The 24,930-nt window shown below is 71.7% G+C and carries 26 protein-coding genes and 1 pseudogene; 13 read left to right on the top strand and 14 right to left on the bottom strand.

Annotation, left to right across the window (positions count from 1 at the left end):
- Positions 1 to 55: 55 nt before the first annotated feature.
- From OO52_RS39015 to OO52_RS39035, 5 genes are all read right to left on the bottom strand, one after another.
- Positions 56 to 838: an enoyl-CoA hydratase gene (locus OO52_RS39015; RefSeq protein ID WP_030655378.1), complete on the bottom strand. Its 783-nt coding sequence runs from the start codon at positions 836 to 838 to the stop codon at positions 56 to 58.
- A gap of 47 nt (positions 839 to 885) precedes the next feature.
- Entirely contained in the window at positions 886 to 1,680 is a 795-nt protein-coding gene (locus tag OO52_RS39020) for a crotonase/enoyl-CoA hydratase family protein (RefSeq protein ID WP_030655379.1), read from the bottom strand.
- Between the two features lie 13 nt (positions 1,681 to 1,693).
- A complete protein-coding gene (locus tag OO52_RS39025) occupies positions 1,694 to 2,092 on the bottom strand; it encodes a Zn-ribbon domain-containing OB-fold protein (RefSeq protein ID WP_030655381.1) in 399 nt (132 codons plus the stop codon).
- A gap of 140 nt (positions 2,093 to 2,232) precedes the next feature.
- The gene (locus tag OO52_RS39030) at positions 2,233 to 2,940 is read right to left on the bottom strand and encodes an alpha/beta fold hydrolase (protein WP_030655384.1); all 708 of its coding nucleotides are present in this window, start codon (positions 2,938 to 2,940) and stop codon (positions 2,233 to 2,235) included.
- 185 nt (positions 2,941 to 3,125) lie between these two features.
- Positions 3,126 to 4,025, bottom strand: coding sequence for a VOC family protein (locus OO52_RS39035; protein ID WP_030655386.1), 900 nt, complete (start codon positions 4,023 to 4,025; stop codon positions 3,126 to 3,128).
- 764 nt (positions 4,026 to 4,789) lie between these two features.
- Here OO52_RS39035 and OO52_RS39040 point away from each other — a divergent pair.
- Entirely contained in the window at positions 4,790 to 5,554 is a 765-nt protein-coding gene (locus OO52_RS39040; RefSeq protein ID WP_030655388.1) for an SDR family NAD(P)-dependent oxidoreductase, read from the top strand.
- Between the two features lie 426 nt (positions 5,555 to 5,980).
- On the opposite strand, the gene OO52_RS39045 is transcribed toward OO52_RS39040, so the two are convergent.
- The 3 genes from OO52_RS39045 to OO52_RS39060 all read right to left on the bottom strand — a co-directional run bounded on the left by OO52_RS39045 (position 5,981) and on the right by OO52_RS39060 (position 8,912).
- A complete protein-coding gene (locus OO52_RS39045) occupies positions 5,981 to 6,601 on the bottom strand; it encodes an FMN reductase (protein ID WP_030655391.1) in 621 nt (206 codons plus the stop codon).
- Entirely contained in the window at positions 6,598 to 7,695 is a 1,098-nt protein-coding gene (locus OO52_RS39050; RefSeq protein WP_030655395.1) for a CE1758 family FMN-dependent luciferase-like monooxygenase, read from the bottom strand. The genes OO52_RS39045 and OO52_RS39050 overlap by 4 nt, the downstream gene beginning before the upstream one ends.
- Positions 7,696 to 8,444: 749 nt before the next feature.
- Positions 8,445 to 8,912 carry a MarR family winged helix-turn-helix transcriptional regulator gene (locus OO52_RS39060; RefSeq protein WP_030655399.1) on the bottom strand — a complete coding sequence of 156 codons (468 nt, stop codon included), beginning with the start codon at positions 8,910 to 8,912 and terminating at the stop codon, positions 8,445 to 8,447.
- A gap of 277 nt (positions 8,913 to 9,189) precedes the next feature.
- On the opposite strand from OO52_RS39060, the gene OO52_RS39065 reads away from it, so the two are divergent.
- The 3 genes from OO52_RS39065 (at position 9,190) to OO52_RS39075 (ending at position 11,211) form a co-directional block, all read left to right on the top strand.
- Positions 9,190 to 9,666 carry a MarR family winged helix-turn-helix transcriptional regulator gene (locus OO52_RS39065; protein WP_030655401.1) on the top strand — a complete coding sequence of 159 codons (477 nt, stop codon included), beginning with the start codon at positions 9,190 to 9,192 and terminating at the stop codon, positions 9,664 to 9,666.
- A gap of 183 nt (positions 9,667 to 9,849) precedes the next feature.
- The gene (locus OO52_RS39070) at positions 9,850 to 10,218 is read left to right on the top strand and encodes a DoxX family protein (protein WP_030655404.1); all 369 of its coding nucleotides are present in this window, start codon (positions 9,850 to 9,852) and stop codon (positions 10,216 to 10,218) included.
- A gap of 177 nt (positions 10,219 to 10,395) precedes the next feature.
- Positions 10,396 to 11,211, top strand: a complete 816-nt coding sequence (locus OO52_RS39075) for an alpha/beta fold hydrolase (protein WP_048910401.1) — start codon at positions 10,396 to 10,398, stop codon at positions 11,209 to 11,211.
- A 111-nt stretch (positions 11,212 to 11,322) separates the two neighbouring features.
- Here the strand turns inward: OO52_RS39075 and OO52_RS39080 are convergent, their stop codons facing one another.
- A complete protein-coding gene (locus OO52_RS39080; protein WP_030655410.1) occupies positions 11,323 to 11,592 on the bottom strand; it encodes a hypothetical protein in 270 nt (89 codons plus the stop codon).
- 172 nt (positions 11,593 to 11,764) lie between these two features.
- Here OO52_RS39080 and OO52_RS39085 point away from each other — a divergent pair, with 172 nt between their 5' ends.
- On the top strand, positions 11,765 to 12,940 hold the full coding sequence (locus OO52_RS39085) for a sensor histidine kinase (RefSeq protein WP_106972140.1): 1,176 nt from the start codon (positions 11,765 to 11,767) through the stop codon (positions 12,938 to 12,940).
- Positions 12,941 to 12,980: 40 nt separating this feature from the next.
- Entirely contained in the window at positions 12,981 to 13,658 is a 678-nt protein-coding gene (locus OO52_RS39090) for a response regulator (protein WP_030655416.1), read from the top strand.
- Positions 13,659 to 13,720: 62 nt separating this feature from the next.
- Here OO52_RS39090 and OO52_RS39095 read toward each other — a convergent pair whose 3' ends face one another.
- Positions 13,721 to 14,206 carry a winged helix-turn-helix transcriptional regulator gene (locus OO52_RS39095; protein ID WP_030655418.1) on the bottom strand — a complete coding sequence of 162 codons (486 nt, stop codon included), beginning with the start codon at positions 14,204 to 14,206 and terminating at the stop codon, positions 13,721 to 13,723.
- Between the two features lie 111 nt (positions 14,207 to 14,317).
- Between OO52_RS39095 and OO52_RS39100 the strand changes: the two genes are divergently transcribed.
- The 3 genes from OO52_RS39100 (at position 14,318) to OO52_RS39110 (ending at position 17,041) form a co-directional block, all read left to right on the top strand.
- Positions 14,318 to 15,151: an enoyl-CoA hydratase/isomerase family protein gene (locus OO52_RS39100; protein ID WP_051818936.1), complete on the top strand. Its 834-nt coding sequence runs from the start codon at positions 14,318 to 14,320 to the stop codon at positions 15,149 to 15,151.
- 132 nt (positions 15,152 to 15,283) lie between these two features.
- Positions 15,284 to 16,102, top strand: a complete 819-nt coding sequence (locus OO52_RS39105; RefSeq protein ID WP_030655425.1) for an enoyl-CoA hydratase/isomerase family protein — start codon at positions 15,284 to 15,286, stop codon at positions 16,100 to 16,102.
- A gap of 39 nt (positions 16,103 to 16,141) precedes the next feature.
- A complete protein-coding gene (locus tag OO52_RS39110) occupies positions 16,142 to 17,041 on the top strand; it encodes an alpha/beta hydrolase (RefSeq protein ID WP_030655427.1) in 900 nt (299 codons plus the stop codon).
- Between the two features lie 113 nt (positions 17,042 to 17,154).
- Here OO52_RS39110 and OO52_RS39115 read toward each other — a convergent pair whose 3' ends face one another.
- Positions 17,155 to 17,955, bottom strand: coding sequence for an enoyl-CoA hydratase/isomerase family protein (locus OO52_RS39115; RefSeq protein WP_030655429.1), 801 nt, complete (start codon positions 17,953 to 17,955; stop codon positions 17,155 to 17,157).
- Between the two features lie 253 nt (positions 17,956 to 18,208).
- Here OO52_RS39115 and OO52_RS39120 point away from each other — a divergent pair, with 253 nt between their 5' ends.
- Entirely contained in the window at positions 18,209 to 18,574 is a 366-nt protein-coding gene (locus tag OO52_RS39120) for a hypothetical protein (RefSeq protein WP_030655432.1), read from the top strand.
- A 337-nt stretch (positions 18,575 to 18,911) separates the two neighbouring features.
- Here the strand turns inward: OO52_RS39120 and OO52_RS53345 are convergent.
- Positions 18,912 to 19,274, bottom strand: a pseudogene (locus OO52_RS53345) (12-oxophytodienoate reductase); the annotation flags it as partial.
- A 128-nt stretch (positions 19,275 to 19,402) separates the two neighbouring features.
- Here OO52_RS53345 and OO52_RS39130 point away from each other — a divergent pair.
- From OO52_RS39130 to OO52_RS39140, 3 genes are all read left to right on the top strand, one after another.
- The gene (locus tag OO52_RS39130) at positions 19,403 to 20,122 is read left to right on the top strand and encodes a helix-turn-helix domain-containing protein (RefSeq protein ID WP_030655439.1); all 720 of its coding nucleotides are present in this window, start codon (positions 19,403 to 19,405) and stop codon (positions 20,120 to 20,122) included.
- Between the two features lie 80 nt (positions 20,123 to 20,202).
- On the top strand, positions 20,203 to 20,757 hold the full coding sequence (locus OO52_RS39135) for a dihydrofolate reductase family protein (RefSeq protein ID WP_030655442.1): 555 nt from the start codon (positions 20,203 to 20,205) through the stop codon (positions 20,755 to 20,757).
- A gap of 203 nt (positions 20,758 to 20,960) precedes the next feature.
- Positions 20,961 to 21,473 carry a cupin domain-containing protein gene (locus tag OO52_RS39140; RefSeq protein ID WP_030655445.1) on the top strand — a complete coding sequence of 171 codons (513 nt, stop codon included), beginning with the start codon at positions 20,961 to 20,963 and terminating at the stop codon, positions 21,471 to 21,473.
- Positions 21,474 to 21,873: 400 nt separating this feature from the next.
- Here OO52_RS39140 and OO52_RS54795 read toward each other — a convergent pair whose 3' ends face one another.
- Entirely contained in the window at positions 21,874 to 22,044 is a 171-nt protein-coding gene (locus OO52_RS54795; protein ID WP_420711453.1) for a hypothetical protein, read from the bottom strand.
- Between the two features lie 606 nt (positions 22,045 to 22,650).
- Positions 22,651 to 24,897 (bottom strand): SpoIIE family protein phosphatase, encoded by a 2,247-nt coding sequence (locus OO52_RS39145; RefSeq protein ID WP_030655447.1) that lies wholly within the window; start codon positions 24,895 to 24,897, stop codon positions 22,651 to 22,653.
- Positions 24,898 to 24,930: the final 33 nt, after the last annotated feature.

Here is a 24,930-nt window from a genome sequence, read left to right on the forward strand (position 1 = left end):
GGTGAGTCTGTGAGCCAGCCGCTGGAATGCCGGGTTTCAGGAGGTGTGGTGGGTGCTATTCGCCGAGAAATCGGGGCTTCCGCTTGTGCCGGAAAGCCGAGACGCCCTCCGTGAAGTCGGCCGTGCCCTTCAGCACCGTCTGCCCTGCCGCCTCGATCGCGAACGCCCGCTCCAGACGGTCCAGCGTCGCGGCGTTGAGGGCGCGTTTCGTCTGGGCGTAGGCCACCGTGGGGCCCTGCGCCAGCCGGGTGGTCAGCCGTTCCACCTCGGAGCCGAACGTCTCGTCGGGGACCGCGTGAGCGATCAGTCCCCAGTCCGCGGCGAGCGGCGCGGGTATCCGTTCGCCGAGCATCGCCATGCGCGCCGCCCGGGCACGTCCGACGGCGTCGGGGACGAGGACACTGGCGCCCCCGTCGGGCATCAGGCCGATGTTGGTGAAGGAGAGCATGAAGTAGGCCGACTCGCGGGCCAGGACGATGTCGGCCGCGAGAGCGATCGAGCAACCACCGCCGACAGCCGGCCCGTTGACGGCCGCCAGCACGGGCAAGGGCACCAGCCGCACCGCTCGCACCAGGCGGTTCACGGCGTCGAGAGTGCCCGATCCGGCCGCGGGTGACGGGTTCGGACTCCCACGCAGGTCGGCGCCTGAGCTGAAGGCCCGTCCGGCACCGGTGAGGACGATCGCCCGGAGGCCGGTGTGCTCGCCGGCCGTCTCCACCGCTTCCGCCGCCGAGTTCAGCAACTCGGCGGTGAGCGCGTTGAGTGCCGCGGGGCGGTCGAACGTCACGCGCAGCACCGAGCCGTCCCGTGCGACCCGCAGACCGGGTCCGGCCGTCACGGTCCGCTCCGTTCGGTCCGGCGTCGACGGCGACAGGGGAGTTGCGCTCACCTGGCCCGCCAGGAGGGCCGCCGCTTCTCCACGAAGGCCCTGGTGCCTTCCCTGAAGTCCTCGCTGGCCTTGACCAGGGCGGTCTCCTGGCCGGTACGCAGCCAGGCATCGGCCTCGGCGGGCACCGTGCGCCGGCTCTGACCGGTGGCGACGCGCTTGCTGGCCTGGACGGCGAGAGGCGCGTTGCGTGAGACCGTCTCGGCGAGAAGCAGAGCCGCGTCCAGGACGGTGCCGTCCGGGACGACCCGGTTGACCAGCCCGAGGCTCAGGGCGCGCCGCGCGTCGATGGGTTCTCCCGTGAGGAGCATCTCCATGGCCGCCTTCCGCGGTATCTGTTCGGGGAGCCGGAAGAGTCCGCCGGCCGCGGCGAGCAACCCTCGGGCGACCTCCGGCAGGCCGAACGTCGCGGACTCGGCCGCCAGGGCGAGGTCGCTGGCCAGCACCAGCTCCATCCCGCCGGCCAGGGCGTAGCCGTTGACCGCCGCGATCGTCGGTTTGGAGACGGGGTGCCGGACATAGCCGGCGAAGCCCCACTCGGGGTGCCGGAGGTCCGTCACCGGCTCGTTGCGGGACACCGCCTTCAGGTCGGCGCCCGCGCAGAAGGCCCGGGGGCCGGCCCCGGTCAGGACGACGACCCGTACGCCGGGGTCTTCGTCGGCGTGCGCCAGTGCCTCGCCGACGATGGCGCTGACGTCGGCGTCGACCGCGTTCATCGCGTGCGGCCGGTTCAGTGTGATCACCAGGATGTGCCCGCGCCGTTCGGTCAGCGCTGCGGGCTCCGTGTCGCTCATCGCCCCTCCTTCTCTAGCCGGTTGCGGCCGGCCGGAAGACCGGTACTGCTTCATGACGGGGGTCGGGGCCGGAGGCGACGAAGTCGACTTCGACGCGGAGGTCCGACAGGTCCTCGTCGGGATCGACTCCGACGATCCGGCTCCACCACCACGGTCCTTCGTCCAGCTCCACGATGGCGACGACGGTGCGCACCGGCGCCCGGCCGTCGCCGCGACCGTGCAGGATCGCCCACGTGACGATCCGTCCGGTGCCCGAGGCGGCGACGGAAGTGAGACCGGCCTCCTCGCAGAGGACCGGCACCGCGGCCGGATCGAGGTACTCACCCGTGCGGCTGCGACGGAGGAGGAACACGCCCCGGCGCGTTCCGTCGAAGAACTCCGCCGAGTCCCTGTCGCGGACGACGGGTCCCACGGCCTGAGCCGTTCCGCCCCGTTGCCGGGGCCCGGCCGCTGCCCCGGGGACTCCGGGTCCGGGGGCCGGTTCCTCCCCCGGCGCGGACGCCGCAGGGCGACGGCCGGGGCCTCGTGCGCGGTCTTCCGTGTCCGGGCGGCTCATGAGGCCGTCAGGAAGGAGTCGATGGCTGCGAAGGTGGCCTCGGGTGCCTCCACCACCGGCATGTGCCGGGCACCGGGGACGATCTCGAACCGCGAGTCGGCGAAGGCACCGGCGTAGGCACGTCCGTACTCCGGCGGATGGACCGGGTCGTCCTCCCCCCACAGCACGAGGGTGGGGGTCCGGACGCGCCCGAGCCGCCGCAGCAGTTTCGGATCGCTCAGCGACCGCCCCGCGTAGGCGTACACCAGGTGCATGTTGGCGGGCATGGGGCGGCCTCCCGGCTGCTCCCAGTCCAGCCGCATGGTGAAACCGTCGATCTCCGGCCCGATGGGGTCGATCAGCACCATGCGGCCGATGCGGTGGCCGCGGTCGCGCACCGCCATCTCCGACGCGATCCAGCCGCCGAACGACGTGGCGACGACCAGGACGTCGTGCAGGCGCTCGTCCTCCAGGAGGTCGAGGTAGCCGTGGGCGAGGTCGTCCACTCCGGAGAACCAGGCCGGCCGGGGCGTGCCGTTCCACCCCGGATGCGTCGGCGCCATCACGGTGGACGTCTTCTCGAAATGGTTCTGGATCGCCACGGTGTTGGCAGGGCCGTGGCCGCCGTGGAGAACGAGTACCGGCCGGCCGGAACCGGCCTTCGTGACGGTGAGGGGCAGGCCGGGGTAGAGGTCGACCGGCCGGGGCAGGGGGTCGTTGGTCATGGCAACTGGTCTCCCGGGGTGGTGCCGAGGTGCTCGGCAGGTGGAACGGTGAGCGAGGCCGGCGGACCGGGCAGACCTGCGCCCGGCGGTCGTGCGGCCAGGCGCAGGCGCGGTGCCGCCGGGACGTGCGGATCGGGCGGCGCTCGTGGCGGACGTCGCGCCGCGCACGGGAGGGCGCGATGCCGTCAGTGCGCGCCGGCCATCAGTTCGGCGAGGTCGTCGGGGCTGATGAGCGAGGCGGGCATGGGCGGGCCCCAGACGGCGCCGCCCTCGTGCACGCCGGGCTTCCACAGCTGGTCCTCGGTGATCTCGTCCATGCCGCAGTAGTACTCGCACTGGTTACCGGCGGGGTCGCGCAGGTAGTAGAAGTAGTTCGAGCCGATCGCCAGTCGCCCGAACCCCCAGGTGTGCCGCTCCGGGTGGCCCTCCAGGACCGCCTTGGCCGCACGGCCGATCTCGTCGACGTCGGCGACCTCCCAGGAGCTGTGGTGCAGGTAGTTCACCGGCGAGGCACCCACGACCAGGTTGTGGTGGTCCGTCGAGCAGCGCATGAACGTGGCGGCGTCGCGCACCTCGTCACTGATCTTGAAGCCGATGCCGTCCGTGAAGAATCCCTGTGTGGTCGCCGCGTCGGTCGATCCGAGGTACACGTGGCCGAGCTTGCGCGGACGCACGGGCTCGGTGGCGAACACCGAGGGGGCCCGGTGGTTGGCTGGGTGCGCCCTGGGAGCCGGCTTCGCCGGGATCTGCGGCGCGACCGACACCGTTACGCTCAGGCCGGTGACCGGCTCGGTGGTCGTGAGCCGGTCGCCGTCCACGTCACTGTGCACGCCGAAACGTGACAGGGAGGCGGAGATGCGGCCGAGGTCGTCGCGGTCGTCGGCACCGATGCCCAGCGAGATGAGCCTGCGGACCGGCGCCTGCACGATGCGGAGCTGGCGCGGACCTCCGTCGACGGTGCCGAACCAGTGCTCGCCGGGGGTGTCCGGCTCCTGCGGGATGAGGCCGTAGGTGGTGTAGTACTCGAGCGTCTCCGCGACGTTGGGGACGCCGAGTGTGATGTCGGTCAGACGGTGTAGCGACACGGCTGGGTACTCCTTGTGGCCGAGCGTAGGCGCGTCGACGGCGTGTCACGCGCGGTGGGGGACATGGTCCGGGGGCCTGCGGTCTGCTTCCGCCGGTTCCTCCGGGCCGTACTCCGGCGGTGAGGACGGTTCCGGACCGCCTCGGTGCTCCGGGAGCCGTCCGCGACGTCCGCCCGCATGCGGGGGGCGCACGGCTGTGTCCTGTTCCTGTGGGCGAGCGGACGGCTTGCGGGACCGGGCCGCGGCGACGCCGGTCTCGACTCGCGTAGTCGGATTCTGAGTCGGCCGGGCGGGGAGGTCAACACGGTCCGGGAGGCACCGGCGCCACGGCACGGCTCGTCCGGGCGAAAGCGGGTCGCCGTCGTCGTCATCCGCCCTGACCAGAGGCGATTGAGTACGGCAGGCGAATCAGACGTGCGTCATTTCGGTGTTGGACAACGCCGCGGAGATGTCCTAAGGCCTGTCGGGTCGGGAGGACGACGACCACCCGGACCGCGGGGCCGGATCCGGCGGGTGCGCGCTCGTCCGACGCCGTCCGTCGTTATGTCGCGGCCACACACTCTGTCTGACGGAAGCCCGTCCCCGCCGCACGTCCCGGTTGTGATGTCTTGACGACGCAATCCCCGCTGCCCAGTCTTGGCCCGCGCGATGGAATCGAAGACGACGATGTCCGTCTGCTCGCCTCGAATCGCGCTTCGTCAGCCCTGATCGCCCGACGCACCAGCCGCCCGGGTGACGGTGTGCCGCCGACCGGGAGGGTTTCCATGGGAATGCTCGATGGCAAAGTAGTACTGATCACGGGGACCGGGGGAGGACTGGGGCGTGTCGCGGCGCTGACCTTCGCACGGGAGGGTGCCAGGGTGGTCGGCTGCGACATACAGGAGGACGCCAGCCGCGAGACGGCCGAACTCGTACGTCGCGCCGGTGGTGAGGTGACGGACGTCGCCCCGGTCGACCTGCGGGACCCCGCACAGGCCCGGCAGGTCGTCGAAGACGCCGTGACGGCCTACGGCGGGCTCGACGTGGTCTACAACAACGCGGCCGTGCAGTATTTCGGGCCGGTGTCCGCCTTCTCCGTCGACGACTGGAACGCGACCATAGTCGGCGAGCTCAACGTCCCTTTCTTCGTCACGAAGTTCGCCTGGCCGCACCTGATCCGGCGCGGCGGAGGCGTCGTCCTCAACGTGGCCTCCGTCGCGGGCTCGATCGCGGGGCAGGTGCCGCCGATGGTCGCGCACTGCGCGGCGAACGCCGGCGTCGTCGGCATGACGAGACAACTCGCGCTCGAAGGGGCGCCGCACGGTATCCGCGCCGTCTCCATCAGTCCCGGGCCCGTCAGCACGCCGGCCAGTGAGCGGGATCTCGGCGACGACCAGGCGGCGCGGGACGCGATCACCGGCAAGACGCTCCTCAAGCGCTTCGCCCGCCCCGAGGAGATCGTCGAACTCGCGGCCTTTCTCGCCTCCGACCGCGCGGCGTACATCACAGGCACGGACTACCTGGTCGACGGCGGCGCCGCGGCGTGGTGACGCGCCGCCGTGCCCCGGCCGGGCCCGAGCCACCGGCACACCCAGTGGGGCCGCACGTCGGACACGCGGCACACTCGACTCGGCACGTATGGGAGTGTCCCCAGCGCCACACGCACGTCCGGCATCGCCGTGGACATCGCCCTTCGCTCCCTACGATTGACGGGTCAAGTAATGGCTCGTAGAGTCTCGGCGACAGCGGAGAGACGGACCGTGCGCCGCCCCAACGGGGCCCTGCCGTCCGTTCTCAGCTGGCACGCTGTCCCGTGCCCCCCGTCGCGGAACAGCCTCCCGCACGGTGCCCTGGACGCGCTCGGCGCTCCGGGGCACCGTGCCCGCGAGGGCCGGGCCGGCACGGCATGAAACCGGCCGGCACCGCCGTACCGGCAGGGCGGGGGAGCCGGCAGCCACCGCCCCGGCGGGCTTACCTCACTCCCCGCCCTCCAGCAGACGCGCGAACGGTATGAGACCGTCGTGGGGATCCACGAGGGGCGGCGCCTCACGCCGGGCCACCGCGTCGGCGAGTTCCCGAGCAGCTCGCCCGATACGCCGTGCCAGCGGGTCCTGCGTGTCGCCGCTGCCGTAGCCCCAGTCATCCGTCGCGGCGAACACCGCCGTGGGCACGACCACGGCGCGCAGGTACGCGAACATGGGTCGCACCGCGTGTTCGAGGACGAGTGAGTGCCGCCCGGTGCCTCCGGTGGCGGCTGTCAGCACCGGCTTGTCCACCAGAGCGGTGTCTTCGAGGCAGTCGAAGAACATCTTGAACAACCCGCTGTATGAGGCGGTGAAGGTCGGCGTCACCACGATCAGGCCGTCCGCGGCCGTCACGGCGTCGAACGCGCGCCTCAGCCCGGGTGACGGATAGCCCGCCATCAGGTGGTTGACCAGGTCGTGCGCGTGGTCGCGTACCTCGACGACGTCGACGCCGACCTGTGCGCCGCGCCCCTCCAGCTCCGCGCGGACACCGTCGGCGAGCCGGTCGGCGAGCATCCGGGTCGTGGACGGCAGCCGCAGGCCGGCCGAGACCACGGCGAGTGTGCGCTTCATCGTCCGTCCTCACCGCGTGCGACTCCGGCCGCCGCGACGGCGGAGGGATGCACGGGGGCGTCCGGAACGTGGGCGGGCCGGCTGCTGGCGAACTCCTTGCGCAGGACGGGCACGATCTCGCCCAGCGATTCGATCTGCTCCAGCACGGTCCTGTGCGGCACGCCGATGCCGTCCACGTTGAACAACTGCCGTTGGTAGTCGCCGCCCGCGTGTTCACGGTAGGCGAGGACGCGTTCGATCACCTCCTGCGGGCTCCCGACGACCACCGCCGTCTGGGCCATCGTGTCCTCCAGCGACGGACCGTTCCCGTACGCGGCGGAGCCGTCGAAGTAGGGGCGGAACTCCCGTACGGCGTCCTGCGAGTTCCCGCGCACGAACAGGTGCGCGGCGAGGCCGACGACGGCGTGGTCGGCGGGGCCGTGTCCGTAGTGCTCGAAGCGGCTCCGGTAGAGGTCGACCAGCCTGCGGACGTGTTCCTTGGGCCAGAAGAGGTTGTTGTGGAAGAAGCCGTCACCGTAGTACGCGGCCTGTTCGGCGATCTCCGGGCTGCGGATGGACGCGTGCCAGACGAAGGGCGGGACACCGCCGAGCGGGCGCGGAGTGGAGGTGAAGCCCTGCAGCGGAGTACGGAACCGTCCGGTCCAGTCCACCACGTCCTCGCGCCACAGCCGGTGCAGCAGGGCGTAGTTCTCCACCGCCAGTTCGATGCCGTTGCGGATGTCCTGGCCGAACCAGGGATAGACCGGGCCGGTGTTGCCACGGCCGAGCATCAGGTCGACCCGGCCGTCCGCGAGGTGTTGCAGCATCGCGTAGTCCTCGGCGATCTTCACCGGGTCGTTGGTGGTGATCAGCGTGGTGGACGTCGAGAGCAGGATCCGTTCGGTCCGTGCCGCGATGTGCCCGAGCAGCGTGGTGGGGGAGGACGGGACGAAAGGAGGGTTGTGGTGCTCGCCGATCGCGAAGACGTCCAGTCCGACGTCCTCCGCGAGCTTCGCGTACTCCACGAGTGCCTTGATCCGCTCGTGCTCCGTGGGGGTCCGCCCGGTCAGCGGGTCGCGCGCCACGTCACCCACGCCGAAGATCCCGAAGTGCATGTGTGTGTCCTGCCTGTCGTGTTGACGGCTCTGTCGGCCGCCACTGATGGACCGAGAGTTCCTCGGCTGAGTCACCGGCTGCTCTCCGCCGGCGCACGATGCGCCGTGCGGGCCGCGACAGCGGTACGGGACTGGTCCGCGGGGTGCGGACGCCGCGGTGACGACCGCGGCGTCGTCGGCTGCCGGCGGCCGGGCGGCACTCAGGCCGGCCGCATTCAGTTCCGGCCGGGCCGGCCTGCCGTCTGGTCGTCGCCGCTTCCGAGGAGTGCGGCGGGCGGCATCAGGGGCGTGCCCGCCGGTCGGCGGTGACGGCCATGCCCCACGAAGTCGCCGGCGGGAGCGCACCGGTCCTCGTCGGCGTGTGTGCCCCGGTGCCGGCCGGTGCCCCCGAAAGTGAGGACACGCGTGGTCCGAGCGTGCTCTGACGGGACGTCGGTGATGCTGGGAACCATCTCATTTTCCTACGTGGTGTGCACTGCTGGGCAGTGGAGAACGATCGGGTGTCGGCGGGCCGCGTGCGCTCGTCAGGTGTGAACCATCGCCGCTGACGAGACCGGGTGCGCGGCCCCGAGTAACTTGCTGCGGCAAGCAAATATAGCTACGTATCTCGCCGGCTGCCCTACCGGAGCCTGTGCCGTGCGCCACATGGACACACCCGATGCGGTCCCGTGAGGGCGTACGCCTCCGTGGCGGCGCGGGCGTGCGTGCCCCGGCCGGGCCGACTGTGCGCCGGCCGGGGCACGCGGAGATCAGGCGGCGACGTTCCGCAGGGCGGCGGCGAGCTTGGCGAGGTCGAAGCCCTCCAGGTGGTCGAGGAAGTGCCGGCGAATGGCGGCGAGAGCGCTCGGCCACGCCTCCTCCAGACGAGCCAGCCCGCTGTCGGTGAGGTAGGCGTGCCAGCTACGGCCGTCCTGGTCGCACCGCACGCGCTGGATGTAACCCTGGCCCTCCAGGCGGTGCACGACCCGGGTCATGCCGCTGAGCGACATCTCGCAGGCGTTGGCGAGGGCGCCCATGCGCAGCTGCCGGTCGGGCGCCTCGGACAGGTGCATCAGCGTCAGGTACTCCGTGTTGGACATCCGCTGCTCACGCATCATGTCGGCGTCGATCGCGCGCGGCAGGGCGTAGATGAGGCAGGGAAGGGACCGGACGACGGCCTCTTCGTCCGCGGACAGCGGCCGAACGCCGTCTGTGGTTGATGCGGGCTTCGGTGCCATGGTCACATCCTCGTGTTTCGCTCGATGAAAGCTACGCCGACCGATCAGGGGTGGACTCGTCTTCTCCGCTGACGGGGGCATCGCACCCTTTATTTGACGCTACAATTTTCAGTGGTAGATTGCTTGTCGCAGCAAGTATATCCCGGACCGTCGCCGGGCTGCGCCTTCGCGAAGGGTTTCGGCATGACAAAGATCAGACAGCACCCGGCCGGGCGGGCCGGGCCGCTCCCGCCGCCTCCTGGCCGTCTCAGTCCCTCGGCCGCGTACTGTGAGGAACATGTCCTCCCACGCACGGCGTTCGAAGCCCGCTGAGCGGGAACCGCGTCCTCTCGGCGCGGACGAGGAGGCCGTCGTACGGGCGCTCGGGCGTGTCATCCACGCCATGCCGCGCGCCGTCGACGTCGACATGGTCCGGGAGCGGCGGCTCCCTCTCGTCGAGTACCTGGCCCTGATGAACCTCTCGGAGGCCCCGGACCGGCAGATGCGCATGGGCGACCTCGCCGCCGCGGTGGAGATGTCGGTCAGCGGTCTGACGCGCCTGGTGGACCGCCTGGAGAGGCGGGGGCTCGTGCGGCGGGTCAGGTCGGCGCAGGACGCCCGCGGCTGGAACGCGAGCCTCACCGACGCGGGGTTCGCCCGGCTGGAGAAGGCCTGGCCGACCAACCTGGCATCCGTCCGACGTCACTTCCTCGACCACCTCGCGGGCCCGGACCTCGCCAGGCTGGCGGCGGCTCTGCGCAAGATCGGCACCTGAGGGGTGCGGGCGCCCGCCCTGCCCGGCTGAGGCCACCGTGTGCCGATCCGGGCGTGGGCGCGCGGGTTCCCTCCCCCAGGACGCTCCCGCCGCCCGCCTCGCGCGCGTGCGGGGGTACCGCGCGCGCACCCTCATCCATATCGACCCAACGTTCTTCATCCCACCTCAACGACAAGGACTGTCATGTACATTGCCGCCGTTGTTCTCAGTGTCCTCCTCGCCCTCTTCTCCCTCGCCGCCGGCGCGCCCAAGGTGCAGCTGAAGGGCGATGTCCCGAACGGCCTCGTGGCGAAGGGACTCGGCACCGGGCTGGTTCGCTTCATCGGTCTCGCCGAGACGGCCGCGGCGGTGGGACTCGTCGTGGGCATCTGGTGGCAGCCCCTGGGCATCGCCGCGGCCGTCGGCATGGCCGTCCTGTTCCTGGGAGCGATCAGGTACCACGTCAAGTGGGGCGACTACGGGGACAGCGCGAGCCGTGGCGGTGCCATGTCTCCGGTGCTCTTCCTCGTCGTCGCGGTGGCGACCGCCCTCACCCTCGCCGCCTCGCAGTGAGACCCGCGGCGCGGGCGACGCCGTCCGGGCCGGCCCGCCCGTGCCTGGAGAGGGGTCCGGGCCCGGCCTGACCGGACGCGCCGCGCCACACGTTCGCGAGGGCCGGGCAGGCCCACGGGACACCCACGCACGGCCGGGCGGAGTCCGGACGCATCGTCATACAGGGAGGGAAGCGCTGTGATCGAACGACGGATCGACATCGAGGGTCAGGACATCGCCTACAGGACGTCGGAGGGCACCGGACGGACCGTCGTCCTCCTGCACGGCAACTCCTCGTCGGCCCGGGTCTGGGACCCCTTGCTGGAAAGCCCCTTCGGGCAGCGGTTCCGGTGCGTGGCACTCGACCTGCCGGGGCACGGCGGATCAGCGCCCGCCCGGCACCCCGAGGACTACTCGCTGCCGGGCTACGCCTCTCTCCTCGCGTCCTTCGTCAGTGAGACGGACGCCGAGGACGCCGTCGTCGTCGGATGGAGCCTGGGAGGGCACATCGCGCTGGAGGCGGCGGAGCGGCTGCCCGGCGCCACCGGGTTCGTCCTCGCCGGCACTCCGCCCGTCGCAAGTGTGACCGACGTGGGCAGGGCGTTCCTCCCGAACCCCGCGATGAGCGTGGGTTTCACCGCGGAAGTCGACGCCGAGGCGGCCCGGGGCTTCGCCACCGCCTTCCTCGCGCCCGGCTCCGCCCTGTCCACCGACGCCTTCGTCGCCGACGTGCTCGCCACCGACGGCAGGGCTCGCGCCGGCCTCCTGGCGTGCATCGAGTCGGGGAACTTCGCCGACGAGGCCGCCGTCGTGGCGGAGCTGACGCGGCCCCTCGCGGTGCTGCACGGCGAGGGCGAACAACTGGTCAGCCTGGACTACCTGCTCGGTCTCACCATGCCGACGCTCTGGCGTGGCGCGGTGCAGATCCTGCCCGGTGCCGGGCACGCCCCGCATGTGGAGGCGCCGCGAGACTTCGCTGACACGCTGACCCGGTTCGTGACCGAGGTGGGCTGATCCGCCGCCCTGCCAGGGGTGCCCTCGCGGGGACACCCGCGCCGCGGGCGAAGTGTCCCGCGCTGGACGGCACCCGCCCCGCAGGGACGGCCTGCGGGACGGGGCCCGGGGTCACCGCTCCTGCGGGTCCGGCCGGCCGGGGGCCGGGACGCTCCGGCTCCGCAGCGCCAGGAGCAGCGCGACGGCGCCCGCCGCGGCCAGGGCCAGGTCGGTCAGGGCGGGGGAGGGCAGGGCGAGGCTCCACACCTCCAGGTGGGCGAGAAGGCGTTCGGCCAGGGGCACGAGGCCGAGCAGAAGGAGTACCGCGCCGAGCGCCCCGGCGGCCAGCCGTGCGGGGTGACGGGTCGGTGGAACGGCGTTGTCGTACGTGGATCGGTTCATGTCCTCGACGCTAGGCGCCGACGCACGGTGGGTCTTCGGCTGAAAGTCTGCGGTCACCGGGCGACGGAAGTCGCGGTGTGCGGGGCGGCTTCTCATACCTAAGTAGGGAACTCGTGTGCCGCGCCCCCCTGGGTTGGCGCCGGCGGCGTGGACCGACGTAGGTTCCGGAGGCGTGAGGCAGACGAACACGGACGACGCCCGACGTGCCGTATGGCGCGACCTGGGCGTCATGGCGGCCTCCGCCGTACTGACGGCCGGCACCCTGGCCGCCGGCCACCGGGGGCTGTGGCTGTATCCCCAGCTGTTCGCGGGCGTGGCCCTGCCGGGGCTCTCGTACGGGGCGAGCGACGTCCTCGTGCCCCTCGCGGCCTGCCTGTCGCTGTGGTGGCGGCGCAGCCACCCCGCGGCGGTCGCCCTGACCCTGATCGCGCTCTGCGCGGTGACACCCGTCATCACCGCCGCGGCGGTCGCCCTGTTCACCGTGGCCGTACGGTGCCCCGTCGCCGTCACACGACGGGTGACGGCGATCGCGCTGGTCCCCGTCGTGCTCTACCTCGCGACGCGCTGGTCCTTCCAGGCGGCCCAGGTGGCCTCGGCCGTGACGGGGGCCCTGCTGGTCGGCGGCGCCGTCGGCTGGGGCCTGTTCGTCCGCGGGCTCCAGGAGCGTGCCCTGCGCGCCGAGGACGAAGCGGCACTGCGCGCCGAACAGGCCCGCCGACGAGAGCGCGAGGCCATCGCCCGGGAGATGCACGACGTGCTCGCCCACCGCCTGTCACTGCTGAGTCTCCACGCGGGCGCCCTGGAGTTCCACCCCCACGCACCCGCCGAGCAGGTACGCCAGGCCGCCGCGGTGATCCGCGACAGCGCGGGGCGGGCCCTGGAGGACCTGCGGCACGTGCTCGGCGTCCTGCGCACCCCTTTCGCCCCGGGCGCCGCCGCACGGACCGAGCCGCCCCAGCCCACGCTGGGCGACCTGGAGCGGCTGGTCGAGGAGAACCGGGCGGCGGGTATGCGCATCGACCTGGAGACGAACCTCACCGGGGAGGACTCGCTGGGCGACTTCACCAGTCGTACGGCGTACCGGCTCGCCCAGGAAGCGCTGACCAACGCGCGCAAGCACGCGCCCGGCCAGGACGTACGCCTGACGCTGACCGGTACGCCGGGCGACGGCCTCACCCTGAGGGTCGTCAACGACCTGCCGGACGACCCGCCCACCGGCGAGGCCACCGGGGCGCGCCAAGGGCTGATCGGCATGTCCGAACGCGCCGGTCTGGCGGGTGGCACGTTCAGACACGAGCGAGCGTCCGGGCGCTTCCAGGTGACGGCCTGGCTCCCGTGGTCGGCATGAGACCCCGTCGCGGCCGGCACGAGGCCCTACTGTGGTCGGCATGATCCGCCTGCTGCTGGCCGACGACGACCCCCTGGTCCGCGCCGGGCTGCGCATGATGATGGGGGCCGCCGACGACATAACGGTGGTCGGCGAGGCGTCGGACGGCGACGAGCTCCCCGCCCTCGTCGACCGTCTCCGCCCCGACCTGGTCCTGATGGACATCCGCATGCCGACCGTGGACGGTCTGGACGCGACCCGGGCCCTGCGCGCCCGCCCGGACCCTCCCGAGATCGTCATGCTCACCACGTTCACCACGGACGGGTACGTCCTGCGTGCCCTGCAGGCGGGCGCCAGCGGATTTCTGTTGAAGCACACCCGCCCGCAGGACATCGTCACCGCCGTGCGCAGAGCCGCCGCGGGAGAGCCGGTGTTCTCCCCGAGCGCCCTGCGCCAGCTCATCGCCGGCGTCGTGGAGCCGCCGTCCGGGGAAGGGCCGGTACGGCGGGAGCCCGCCCGGGACGGGCACGCCGCGCGGGCGCTGCTGGACCGACTGGCCGCCCGTGAGCGCGAAGTCGCCCTCGCCGTGGCCGAGGGGAAGACCAACGCACAGATCGCCGCCGACCTCTACCTGAGCATCCCGACGGTCAAGGCACATGTCTCCCACGTCCTGACCAAGCTGGAACTGAACAACCGGGTCCAGATCGCCCTCGTCGTCTACCGGGCCGGCCTGCTCTGACCGGGCGGGCGGCTCGCCTCGACGTACCGGACGTCCCCGGGCCGCCCCCTGCCCGTCGGCCGCTACGCCACCGGCCGCTCGGCGTCCGCCTCGACCGGTGAGGCCAGGTCGACGTCCTCCAGCGGAGTCTCCCGGCCGGTCTCGTCGACGAAGGCGACGCGCAGGGGACGGCCGCTCGACCTGCTGCCCCGGCGCACCAGCGGGCCCTCGGGATGCGGGCAGTACTGGTCGCCCCACTGCTGGAGCGCACCGAAGACCACCATGAGTTCACGCCCCGCGGGGGTCAGGTGGTACGCCATCCGCGACCGGGTGCCCGCCTCCCGGTAGGGCCGCTTGTCCAGCACTCCGCCGTCCACCAGGACGGCGAGCCTCTGGGTGAGGACGTCGCTCGCCACGTGCAGACGTTCCCTGAACTCCGAGAAACGCGTCGCTCCGTTCAACGCCTCCCGCAGTATCAGCAGACTCCACCGGTCGCCGAAAACCTCCAGCGAGCGAACGATGGAGCAACGTGCCTCACCCGTCGGGGCTGCATGGCTTCTTCTCGGCATACCGCCATCCTACCGCTGAGATGGTTTTTCCAATCCAGATGCTAGATTGGAAAACAGGTCCCAGGTTCGGTATCCCCGGAGGTCACCGTTAACGCACAGCAGCGCCTCGTGATGGACAGGTCGGATCCCCGGGTGTGGCGGATCACCTTCGACCATCCGCCGCTCAACCTCATCGACCGCCACACCATCAGCGAACTGACCGCTCTCGTCGAAGAGTTGGAGCAGGATCCCGACGTACGCGTCGTGGTCTTCGACAGCGCGGTCCCCGACTTCTTCCTGGCGCACTACGACGTCGACGCCCCGCCGCCCCAGAGCCCGCCGCCGGCCGGGCCCACGGGCCTTCCCCCATGGCTGGACGTACTGGCGCGGATCGCCGAGGGCCCGTTCGTCTCCATCGCCAAGATCCGGGGACGCGCCCGTGGCGCGGGCAGCGAGTTCGTCCTGGCGTGCGACATGAGGTACGCCGGCCGGGAGAACGCGGTGCTGTCCCAGCCCGAGATCGGTCTGGGACTCGTCGCGGGCGGCGCCCCCACGCACCGTCTGCCCTTCCTCACCGGCCGCGGCCGGGCGCTGGAGATCATGCTCACCGGCCAGGACTACGACGCCGACCTCGCCGAGCGCTACGGCTATGTCGACCGTGCGGTTCCGGACTCCGACCTGGACGGCTTCGTCACGGACGTCGCGGAGAGGGTCGCCTCCTTCGACAAGGTCGCGCTCGTCGAGGTGAAGGACTTCGTCGGCGAGGTCACGCTCCCCGCCCACGCCCTCCAGGCCCGGACCGGCCGCGCGTTCTGGACCTCCGCGGCCCGCCCGGCCAGCCGGCGCCGGCTCGACGCCGCGCGGGAACAGGGACTGGGCAGGCCCGGCGACTTCGAGATGCGCATGGGGCGGCACCTGCCGGGCCTCGACCGCTCGGCCGACCCCGAGGGCCGCCCATCGTCGTGACCACGCTTGCCTGCCCGCCTGCCCGCCTGCCCGCCTGCCCGCCTGCCCGCGTGCCCCGGCCCGGCGCGGCACGGGCGGCGCGGCACGGCGCGGCTCCGGAAACACACGTACACCCCAACCGAGGAGACACCCATGAGTACCCACGAACAGTTCGCCGTCGAAGAGGTCAGTCCGTCCTACTGGCGGGTGACCTTCTCCAACGGAGAGATCAACCTGATCGACCCCGACACCATCGAGCAGCTGGCCGAGCTGGTCACCCGCATCGAGCAGGCCCCGGAGCTGACCGCCGTCGTCTTCCGCAGCGCCAACCCCGACTTCTTCATGGCGCACTGGGACATGCTGGCCGACCGGTCCCGCGTCGCCGCGATGCGGCCGGCCCCCTCCGGCCTTCACCCGTTCGCCGACAACCTGTACCGGCTCGGGAAGGTTCCCGCCGTCACCATCACCGAGCTCAACGGCCGCGCCCGTGGCGCCGGCAGCGAGTTCGCCCTGGCGACCGACATCCGCTTCGCCGGACCGGGCGCCGTCCTCGGCCAGTTCGAGGTCGGCGTCGGATCCGTCCCCGGAGGAAACCCCAGCGGCCGGCTGCCCCACCTGGTGGGCCGCGGGCGCGCCCTGGAGATCCTGCTCGGCGCCGACGACTTCCCCGCCGACCTCGCGGCGGCGTACGGCTACGTCAACCGCGTCCTGCCGGACGGCGAACTGGAGCGGTTCGTCGACGGCTTCGCCCGCCGCATCGCGGGCTTCGACAAGACGGCGATCACCCGGACCAAGGCCCTCGTCGACGCGGAGTCCCTGCCCGCCGAGGAGTCCTACGGCGCCAGCCTGCAGGCCTTCTTCCACACCTCCGGACGCCCCGAGAACGCCCACCGCGTGCGCTCCCTGTTCGAGCGTGGGCTCCAGCGACCCGACGGCGTGGAACTCGACCTCGGCCGCCACGTCGCCGAGTAGGACACACGCAGGCTGTTACGGACCCGGAAAGGTATGCGCATGACCTTCACCCGTCACGACGTCGAGATACCGGCGGAGGGGGCGACCCTCGGGGCTTGGCTCTTCGTGCCCGACCGAGCCGGCACGCCGCTGCCGGCCATCACCATGGCCATCGGGCTCGGCGGGATCAAGGACCAGGGACTCGAACCCTTCGCCAGGGCCTTCGCCGAGGCAGGTTTCGTCGTCCTGGCCCACGACCACCGCACCTTCGGTTCCAGCACCGGAACGCCGCGCCACGATGTCAACCCGTGGCAGCAGGTCGCGGACTGGCGCCGGGCGATCTCCTACCTGGAGGCACGGCCGGAGGTCGACGCGGGCCGCATCGGTCTGTGGGGCACCAGCTTCGCCGGCGGCCACGCCCTGGTGCTCGGCGCCACCGACCGCCGGCTGCGTGCCGTCGTGGCGCAGGTACCCATCGTCAGCGGCGTGGAGATCGGCCTGCGCCGCGTCCTGCCGGAGCACCAGGCGCAGATCGAACGGCGTTACGACGACGACGAGCGCGCGCAGTTGCGGGGGAACGACCCGGCGACGGTCACCATCGTCAGCAAGGACCCGGCCGTTCCCGCTCTGTACCACGCTCCCGACGTCGTCGACTTCTACCTCCGGCCGTACGACTCCGACGTCCCGTGGGAGAACAGGCTGACACTGCGATCGAGCCGCAACAGCCGTATGTACGAACCCGAGGTGTACATCAACCGGATCTCCCCCACGCCCCTGCTGATGATCGTCGGCCGTGAGGACACCATGACGCCGACCGACATGGCACTCGCCGCGTACGAGCGCGCGCTGGAGCCCAAGCGGCTGGAGCTGATCCCGGGCGGACACTTCTCGCCGTACCTGGAGGAGTTCGACGCGGCCAGCAGCGCGGCCGTCGACTGGTTCGCGCGGCACCTGTCCTGAGGGTGCGACGGCCGGCGGTGACCGGCCGGGACGCCACGCAGGGGCCCACCGGGCGTCCGGTGGGCCTCTGTCGTGTCACGAACGTGGGAGCGGTGGTGCAGGTCGGCGGACGGTCACAGCCCGGCGACGTGGTCGCCGAGGTCGTACTCGACGTCGCCGCGTCGCTGCAGGCCCCGCTGGAGCAGCCGGCCGATCCTGTCGTGGGCCTCCGGCCAGGTCAACGAGGTGCGGAAGGTGTCCTGACCAGCCGTCAGGTCCGCTTCGGACGGCAGGGTGGACCGGTTGATCAGGGTCTTCACCTCGGAGAGCGGCCGGCGGTCGAAGGACGCGATCCGGGTGGCGAGGCGGTCCACGTAGGCGTCCAGTTCGGCGTCGGGGAGCGCCCGGTTGATCCAGCCGTACCGCTCCGCCGTCTCGGCGTCGAAGTCGTCGGCGCCCGCGATGATCTCCAGTGCGCGTCCCCGTCCGACCAGCAGCGGCAGCCGTTCCGGGGCCCCGCCCCCGGGTGTGACACCCACTCCCACCTCGGGCTGTCCCAGCACGGCGTTCTCCCTGGCGGCGAAGCGCATGTCACACGCCAGGGCGAACTCGTTGCCCACCCCGCGCGCCCGGCCGCGGAGGGAGGCGATGCTGATGACGCGGGACCGGGCCATGCGTCCCGCGACCTCCAGCCAAGTGGGGCCCGTGTACGGCTCACTGCGCGGGAGCATGTCGAAATGAGCGAGGAAGAAGTCGGGGTCCGCGCTGTCGAAGACGACGACCTTGAGGTCGTCGTCCGCCTCCATGCGATCGAGGAGATCCCCCAGCGCGGCGAAGAGCTCGAAGGTCACCAGGTTGATCGGGGGGCTGTCGAACGTCACGCGCCAGTAGGAGGACGAACGTGGAGTCACCCGGAACGGCAGGGAAGTGTTCATGAAACATATCTTAGATATCCATCTCGTGTTTTTCTCCGCTCAGAGTGTTGAAGTCGAGCAATTCGACGCACCGGTCCCGGGGCCCGTGCGGAGCGGTGCTCTCTATCCCTCGCCACGTCAAGGTGTGACGGACGTCGACTCGCGTGTTACTTGCAGGAGTTGAGGACTCTCCTCATACTTGACGAGTCAATTAAACGGGGTGTGTTGCCGCAAGGTGGCGCATCACCGATGGATCAGCGCAAAGGAGCGCACCATGAACATGCGCAGGAGCACGCGCCTCACGGGTGCAGCCGTCAGCCTCTCGGGAGCGGCGCTGCTCGTGGGCGGGGCTCTCGCACAACCCGCCGCGGCAGTCGACATCCCGTGGGGGCAGGCCAACTTCTACACCGGTACGAATCTCACCGGGACGGTGTACCCCATCCCGGTCACCGACACGGCGTGCGCGAACCTTCCGGAACCGATGCTGTCCGTGGCCAACTTCAAGTACGCCAACGTGGAGATCTTCAAGGGCAAGGACTGCACGTACGGCCTCGGCAACGTCACCGGCCTGCACTGGTGGAACCCGCCGGCCCCGATCTACAGCTACCGCGTCCTCCCCGCCTGGCCCCCGGCTCAGTGATCCGCCCGGGTCACGACGCCGACCGGTGCCGGCGGCCGGCGCCGGCCCCACGGCCGTGAGCGCGTGGTGATGCGCTGCGCCGCCTGTCACCCGGCCTGGACGGGGTGGAGCCCCGCTGGGCGTTCTCCAGCGGGGCCCGTGCGGGCGGGTGACCGAGGTCAGGGGCGCGGGCTCTGTTCGGGCCTCAGGTCGCCCGGCACTGGTGGCCGGCCGGGCTACCAGCGCCGGCGTACGTGACCGTCACGCGGTGGGGCTGTGTGCGGTCAGTGGCTGACGGTGCGGGCGGCGTGTGCGATCAGGCGGGTGACCGCGGCGGGCCGGGAGACGGAGACGGCGTGTCCGCTCGGCTCATGGCTCGGCCGGTGCCGTCCTTGCCGTCGAGCGTGAGACCGGACGGCCCGACGGGCATCGCGTCCTCGAAGGGCGGCTTGCCCGGCTCGCGGACCATGCCCACGTGCCACAGCTGAGGCACGATGTGCCCGCCGGCGGCGTGCACGGCCTCCGGCACCTTCGCCCGGCCGGCGAGCTGCTCCTCCCCGTGGAAGCGGGGCACGGCAGGATCATCGCCGGCCGGTGGTTGATGGTGGTGCCCTCCGTGATGATCAGGCCCACTCCGGCCTCGGCGCGGCGCATAGTAGGCGGCCACGTCCGCACCCGGTATGCCGTCCGGCGAGAACGCCCAAGTCGGCGACATGACGATGGGCGAGTCGCCTCCGGCCGGCCGTGGAGACTGCCGCTGACCGAGTGCGAAGGACGCCGACGAGCTGACAGGATGGTACGGAAGGCGCTGGCCGGGCCGGGGCTTGTGCTGGAGCTGGGGGGACGGGAATGGGCTTGGTGATCGAGAGCCGGCCGTCGGAGCTGGCGTACGTCGAGCGGGTGTGGCGCAGCCGAAGCGAAGACGTCTGCCGGATGATGTCCGTGGCGACGTCGCACTGGGAACTGGTCTTCTGGGAGCACCGGGGTGAGGCACAGGCGGCGGTGCTGGGTCCGGAGGCGAAGGCGTCGCTCGCCCCGGTTCCGCAGGACTCCGTCTTCTTCGGGATCAGTTTCGCCCTGGGGACGTCGATGCCCCACATCCCGGTCAGCCGGCTGGTGGGCGGCAGCGCGGAGATCCCCGACGTGACGAGGCGCTCGCTGTGGCTGAAGGGGTCGGCCTGGCACGTCCCCGACTACGACAACGCCGAGGCGTTCGTGCGCCGCATGGTGCGCGAGGGCATCGTGGACGTGGACCCGGTCATCCCCGCGGTGCTCGGCGGCACCGGCCCGGACGTGTCCGAGCGGACGCTACAGCGGCGCTTCGTCGCGGCGACCGGCCTGACCCAGGGCGCCATCCGGCAGATCCACCGCGCCCGCCAGGCGGCGGTGCTGCTCCAGGAGGGCGTGCCGGCCCAGGAGGTCACGCACCGCCTGGGGTACTTCGACCAGCCGCACCTGGCGCGGTCCCTCAAGCGGTATGTGGGAAGGACCGCCACCCAGCTGAGCGCACCGGACACGACGGAACCGCTGTCGCTTCTGTACAAGACCTCGCTCTCGGCGCCTGACTAATGTCCCCGACGTGGCCGACGGGTCGCCCCGCCCCGGCCGGGGCGGGCGGAGAACCCCTCGGAATCACTCGTGGAGGAATCATGCGCAAGGTTGTCTCGGGTCTGTTCGTCTCGCTCGACGGTGTCGCCCAGTCGCCCAACGAGTGGCAGTTCGCGTTCGACGAGGAGATGGGCGCGACGCTGGCCGGCACGCTGGAGACGGCCGACACGATCCTGCTGGGCGGGGTGACGTTCACCGAGTGGGCCGGGTACTGGCCGACGGTCACCAGCGGTGAGGACGCCGGTTTCGCGAAGTGGATCAACGAGTCGCCCAAGTACGTCGTCTCCTCCACGCTGGACAGCGTCGAGGACTGGGCGAACAGCACGCTGATCAGGGGCGACCTCGTGACCGCTGTCAACGAGCTCAAGTCGGGCGACGGCAAGGACATCACCGTCGCGGGCAGCCCCACGCTGGTGCGCTCGCTCTTGGAGCTCGACCTGCTCGATGAGCTCGTGCTGCTGATCCACCCGGTGGTGGCCGGCGAGGGCCGCAGGAAGTTGTTCACCGACGACGTCCCGATGAAGAGGCTCCAGTTGGTCGAGGCCCGGCCGACGAGCAGCGGAGTGATCATCGCGACCTACCGCCCGGCACGCTGAACCTTCGCGCGGCACCGGACCTCGACAAGCCTCCCGGACCGGCGGCACCTCGTGGCGAGGCGACACGCGCATCGGCGTCAGAAACACATACTTGACACGACAAGGAAATGTGCGTTTCGATGCTGTGCACCGGCCGCTATGACTGCCTCGCCCCCGGTCCGGCGCGGAGGGGGCCGGAGTCGCACTGACCATCGGAGCAACCCATGAGCTTCCTGCTGAACGAAGTGGCACCCGACGACCCGATGTGGAACAGGCGCGGCGCGCTCTACGTCCCGTCCGGCGAAGGTCCGACCGTGTGGGGCGCGGACGACGTCTACACGGTCAAGGCCAGCGGCGCGCAGACCAACGGGAACATCGGCTTCATCGAGGCGACCATTCCGGCCGGCGGCGGCCCGGTCCCGCACGCGCACACGAAGGAGGACGAGACCTTCTATGTGCTGGACGGGCAACTGGAGTTCATCGACGGCGACCACGTCTTCACCGCCGTGGCGGGCGACTTCATCCACGTGCCGAAGGGCATACGGCACGGATTCAAGAACACGGGCGTGCACGCCGCCAGGCTGCTGTTCATCTACACGCCGCCCGGCCTGGAGCAGCTCATGCTGGACCACAGCACGCCCGCGCGCCCGGGGGAGACGCCGCCGCCCCTCGACGAGGACATGGCCGCGCGCGCCGAGCAGGTGATCGCACGGTCCGGCACCATCATGCTGCCGTGACCGCAGCGGCATCTCCCTGGACCGACTGATGGACGGTCAGTCCGTTGAGCACTGGTCGTAAGGCAACTTCGGCGTATTTCTTCGGCGTCGGTGCGGGCGGCGGCGTATTCGGTGACCGCACCCTGCGTGACAGCCGCGGGCTTCGCGCAGGAGAATGCTTGCTTCGTCCAGCAGGAGCTGGTGGAGGGTTGCCGCTGCCTCCGGGATCTCCGCCGCGCCGGCCAGACGGCGGCCGGCGGCTGTCCTGGCGGACCGGGACGCCGAGACGGCTTCCCGGCTCGTCATCGATCCGAAGGGCTCACGGCCTCCCTCGGACACATGTGAACGGGCCGGTCGGAGGTTGCGGTGCCCGGCCCAGGTGGAGGAGCAGGTGTGGGAGCGGGGCCGCGGACGATGTCGGTCATCTCTTGTGGGCGCGTGCCTCCGCCATCGCCAGGTACCACGCTACCGGCCCCAGCGTCACCATCCCGCTCGCCCCGCCCGCGTGTTCGGTGCGGGCGAGGCGCAGGGCCGCCGCGGCGCGGGCGGCGACCGGGCGCTCGCCGAGGCGGGCGGCTGGGCGGTCAGGCACCACAGTGCCTCCTGCAAGTGATCAAGAGATGGCCCGGGCGCCCTGGCCGGGGCAGTACGGGCCTCCTCGGCCCGGTTCCGGGCGAGCAGCACCAAGGGGTCCGTCCAGGGGTGGTACGGGCCTCAGTCGAGGGCGGAGTCGGTGGGCGCGGGACGGTCGTGCAGGAGACGGAGGCCCGAGCGGCGAGAGACCCTTACTGCCCTTCCCCTGCCGCTGGAACAGCCCCAGCTCACCGGCGGCCCTGCGGGCGCGGTGGTCGGCGCATCTGCCGCGGCGGACCGCGGCTCCGGCCACGTGCCGCGCGCCGCCGGGCCGGATGTACAGCCGGTGTGCGGGGAGTTCACGGTGGCCCGCCTCGCCGCCCCCGCCCGTTCCCGCTCCCGCTCCCGCTGGGCTGATCCCTTTCGTCGGCACTCCTCCCGGACCGGGAGGCATCCAGTCTGGCCGCCTGGCTCGCCCAGCGACCCGGTGTCGAGACGAGTAGGTGCCGCAGGCACCACCCGCCGGAACAACTCGCACACGCACTCGCCCCCCGTCTCGACCGGTCCGACGTACGCCGGCGGCCACCGGACCAGGACCCGGCGCGCGCCCGAGCACCGCCGCCGCTCACCGCCCGCTGATGGGCAGTGTCAGGGACACCGTCTTGCCCTGTCCGTTCGGCGAGCTGCTCCACGTGTCGGCCAGCGCCTCCACGATCAGCAGACCCCGGCCGTGTTCCGCTTCCGCGTTCTCCTCCTCGCCGAGCGACAGCGAGGAGGGTATCGGCGGGTTGCTGTCGGAGTCCCTTACCTCGAGCCGGAGGTGGTCGTCGAAGGCCCGCAGCCGCACGTCCACGTCACTGCCGGCGTGGATGAGGGCGTTGGTGACGATCTCGGAGACGACCAGCTCCAGGGGCTCCGACATCTCCTCCAGCCCCCAGGTCCCCAGCTGGTCCTGGACGAACGCGCGGGCCGCCCCCACCCCAAGCAGATCACGGCGCTGGATGTGCAGGCTCCCCACCCGTGGTTCCTCCTGCCCCGCCGCCCCGCCGTACAGCGCCAGCAGCACGACGGCGTCGTCGCGGTGCTGCTGTGGCGCGGAGCCGTCCTCGACGACCAGGTCGGCGAGCTGTTCGAGATCGGGCGTGGGAGCCCCGCTGCCGGCTCCGAGCAGCGCGTGCAGACGCACCTGCGGATCGGGCGCGTTCCAGCCGACGAGGCCGTCCGTGTACAGCATCAGGACCGACCCGCACGCGATGTGGTGCTCGCGTGCCTGACAGGCGTCCGCCGTGGAAACGCCCAGCGGCAGGTTGGCCGGGGCGGCCAGGACGCCGATGCTCCCGTCCGGCCGCCGTACCAGGGGCGGGGGATGCCCGGCGAGGGCCACCTCGGCGGTGCCGTCCAGCGTGTCCAGCGAGACGACGCAGCAGGTCGCGGTGAGGTCGGTCCCCAGGGCGGCAAGGAGCCTGCCGGTCCGGTCGATCACCGCGGCGGGACGGTGGCCCTCGACGGCGTAGGAGGTCACCGCGGTGCGCATCTGCCCCATGACGGCGGTGCTCTCCACGGAGTGTCCCTCGACGTCGCCGACGACCAGCACGGCCCGGTCCCCGGGCAGGGTGATCACGTCGTACCAGTCACCCCCCACCCTGGTGGTGACGCCGGCGGGCCGGTAGCGCGCCGCGGTGGCCAGCCGCGGCAGGTCCGACAGCCGGGAGGGCAGGAGGAAACGCTGGAGGCATTCGCTCATCGCCCGCTGCTGCGCGCTCAGCTCGACCCGGCGCACCGCGGCTCCCAGCAACCCGGCCATCATGCCGAGAAGGGCCCTCTCCTCGGGCGGGAAGCCGCGCGGTCCGGAGAACTCCAGGCAGCACACCGCGACCACCCGCCCGCCGCCGCCGACCGCCAGGTCGACGAACTGGCGGTCGCCGGTGAGCGGCAGGTACAGCTCGGCGCGCGACTCGTCGGCCGAGAAGGAACCCGTGGGCGAGTGCCCGGTCAGGAACACCGGGCGTCCACGGAATGCCTCCGCCGCCGGTGTTCGGTCGTCCATCCCGGCACCGTGCAGAGCGCGGGCCATGTCGGAGGAGGCACCGCTGTGCCCGAGGACCCACAGCCGGCCCTCGACGGCCGACACCAGCGCCAGTGCCCGGGCGCTCAACGGGTCCATGACGCAGTACCGTGCGGCCTGCGTCACCTCTTCGATGGTCGTGGCCCGGTTGGCCAGCTCCGCCAGGCGGCGCAGCGGGAACATCATGCTCGTGCCCGCGGAGCCCGGGATATCGCCCAGCCCCCAGCCCGGTACGCACCCAGGTGCACGAGGGTCGTCCCGGGCCGGTGGCACCATGATTGGCATGGGACCGGCCGCCACGGCCACGCCGTCGTCGGCCAGCCTGGCCAGTGCCACGGCGAGCCGGTCCGCGACATCCCGTAGTTCCGTGCGCTCGGCGGCAGTGAAGGCGTCGTCGGTCTCCAGCCGCAGCACGGTCAGGGCGCCGAAGCGCCGGCCGTCCGCGACGACAGGGGCCGCCGCCGCGATGTAGGGGTACCGCAGATGGTGTTCGCGGCCCGGGCCGGCGGGGTCCCGATCCAGCAGAACCGCCGTCTCCCCCGTCAGGACGGCGCGGACCGTGGCGGCGGGCACGTCCAGTTCCATCCGCCCCGGCAGCGTGAACAGGGACGGCGGACTTCCGTCGGCCAGCGCGAGGCGGAGTGCGTCGCGGCGCTCGTCCAGCAGGTAGACGCCCGCCGACACGGCGTTCAACCGGCGCCTGGCCGCGCTGGTGGCGCGGTGGAGCGTGTGGCCGAGGTCGGTTTCGCGTGTCTCCCCGGACTCGTTCCGCCGCCGCTGATCCGGTGCTGCGCCGCTGCTCGTCACGAGACGGCTCCCTCGAGCGAGATGCTGGTCGTC

This window comes from Streptomyces flaveolus, assembly GCF_000716535.1.
Lineage (GTDB): Bacteria > Actinomycetota > Actinomycetes > Streptomycetales > Streptomycetaceae > Streptomyces > Streptomyces flaveolus_A.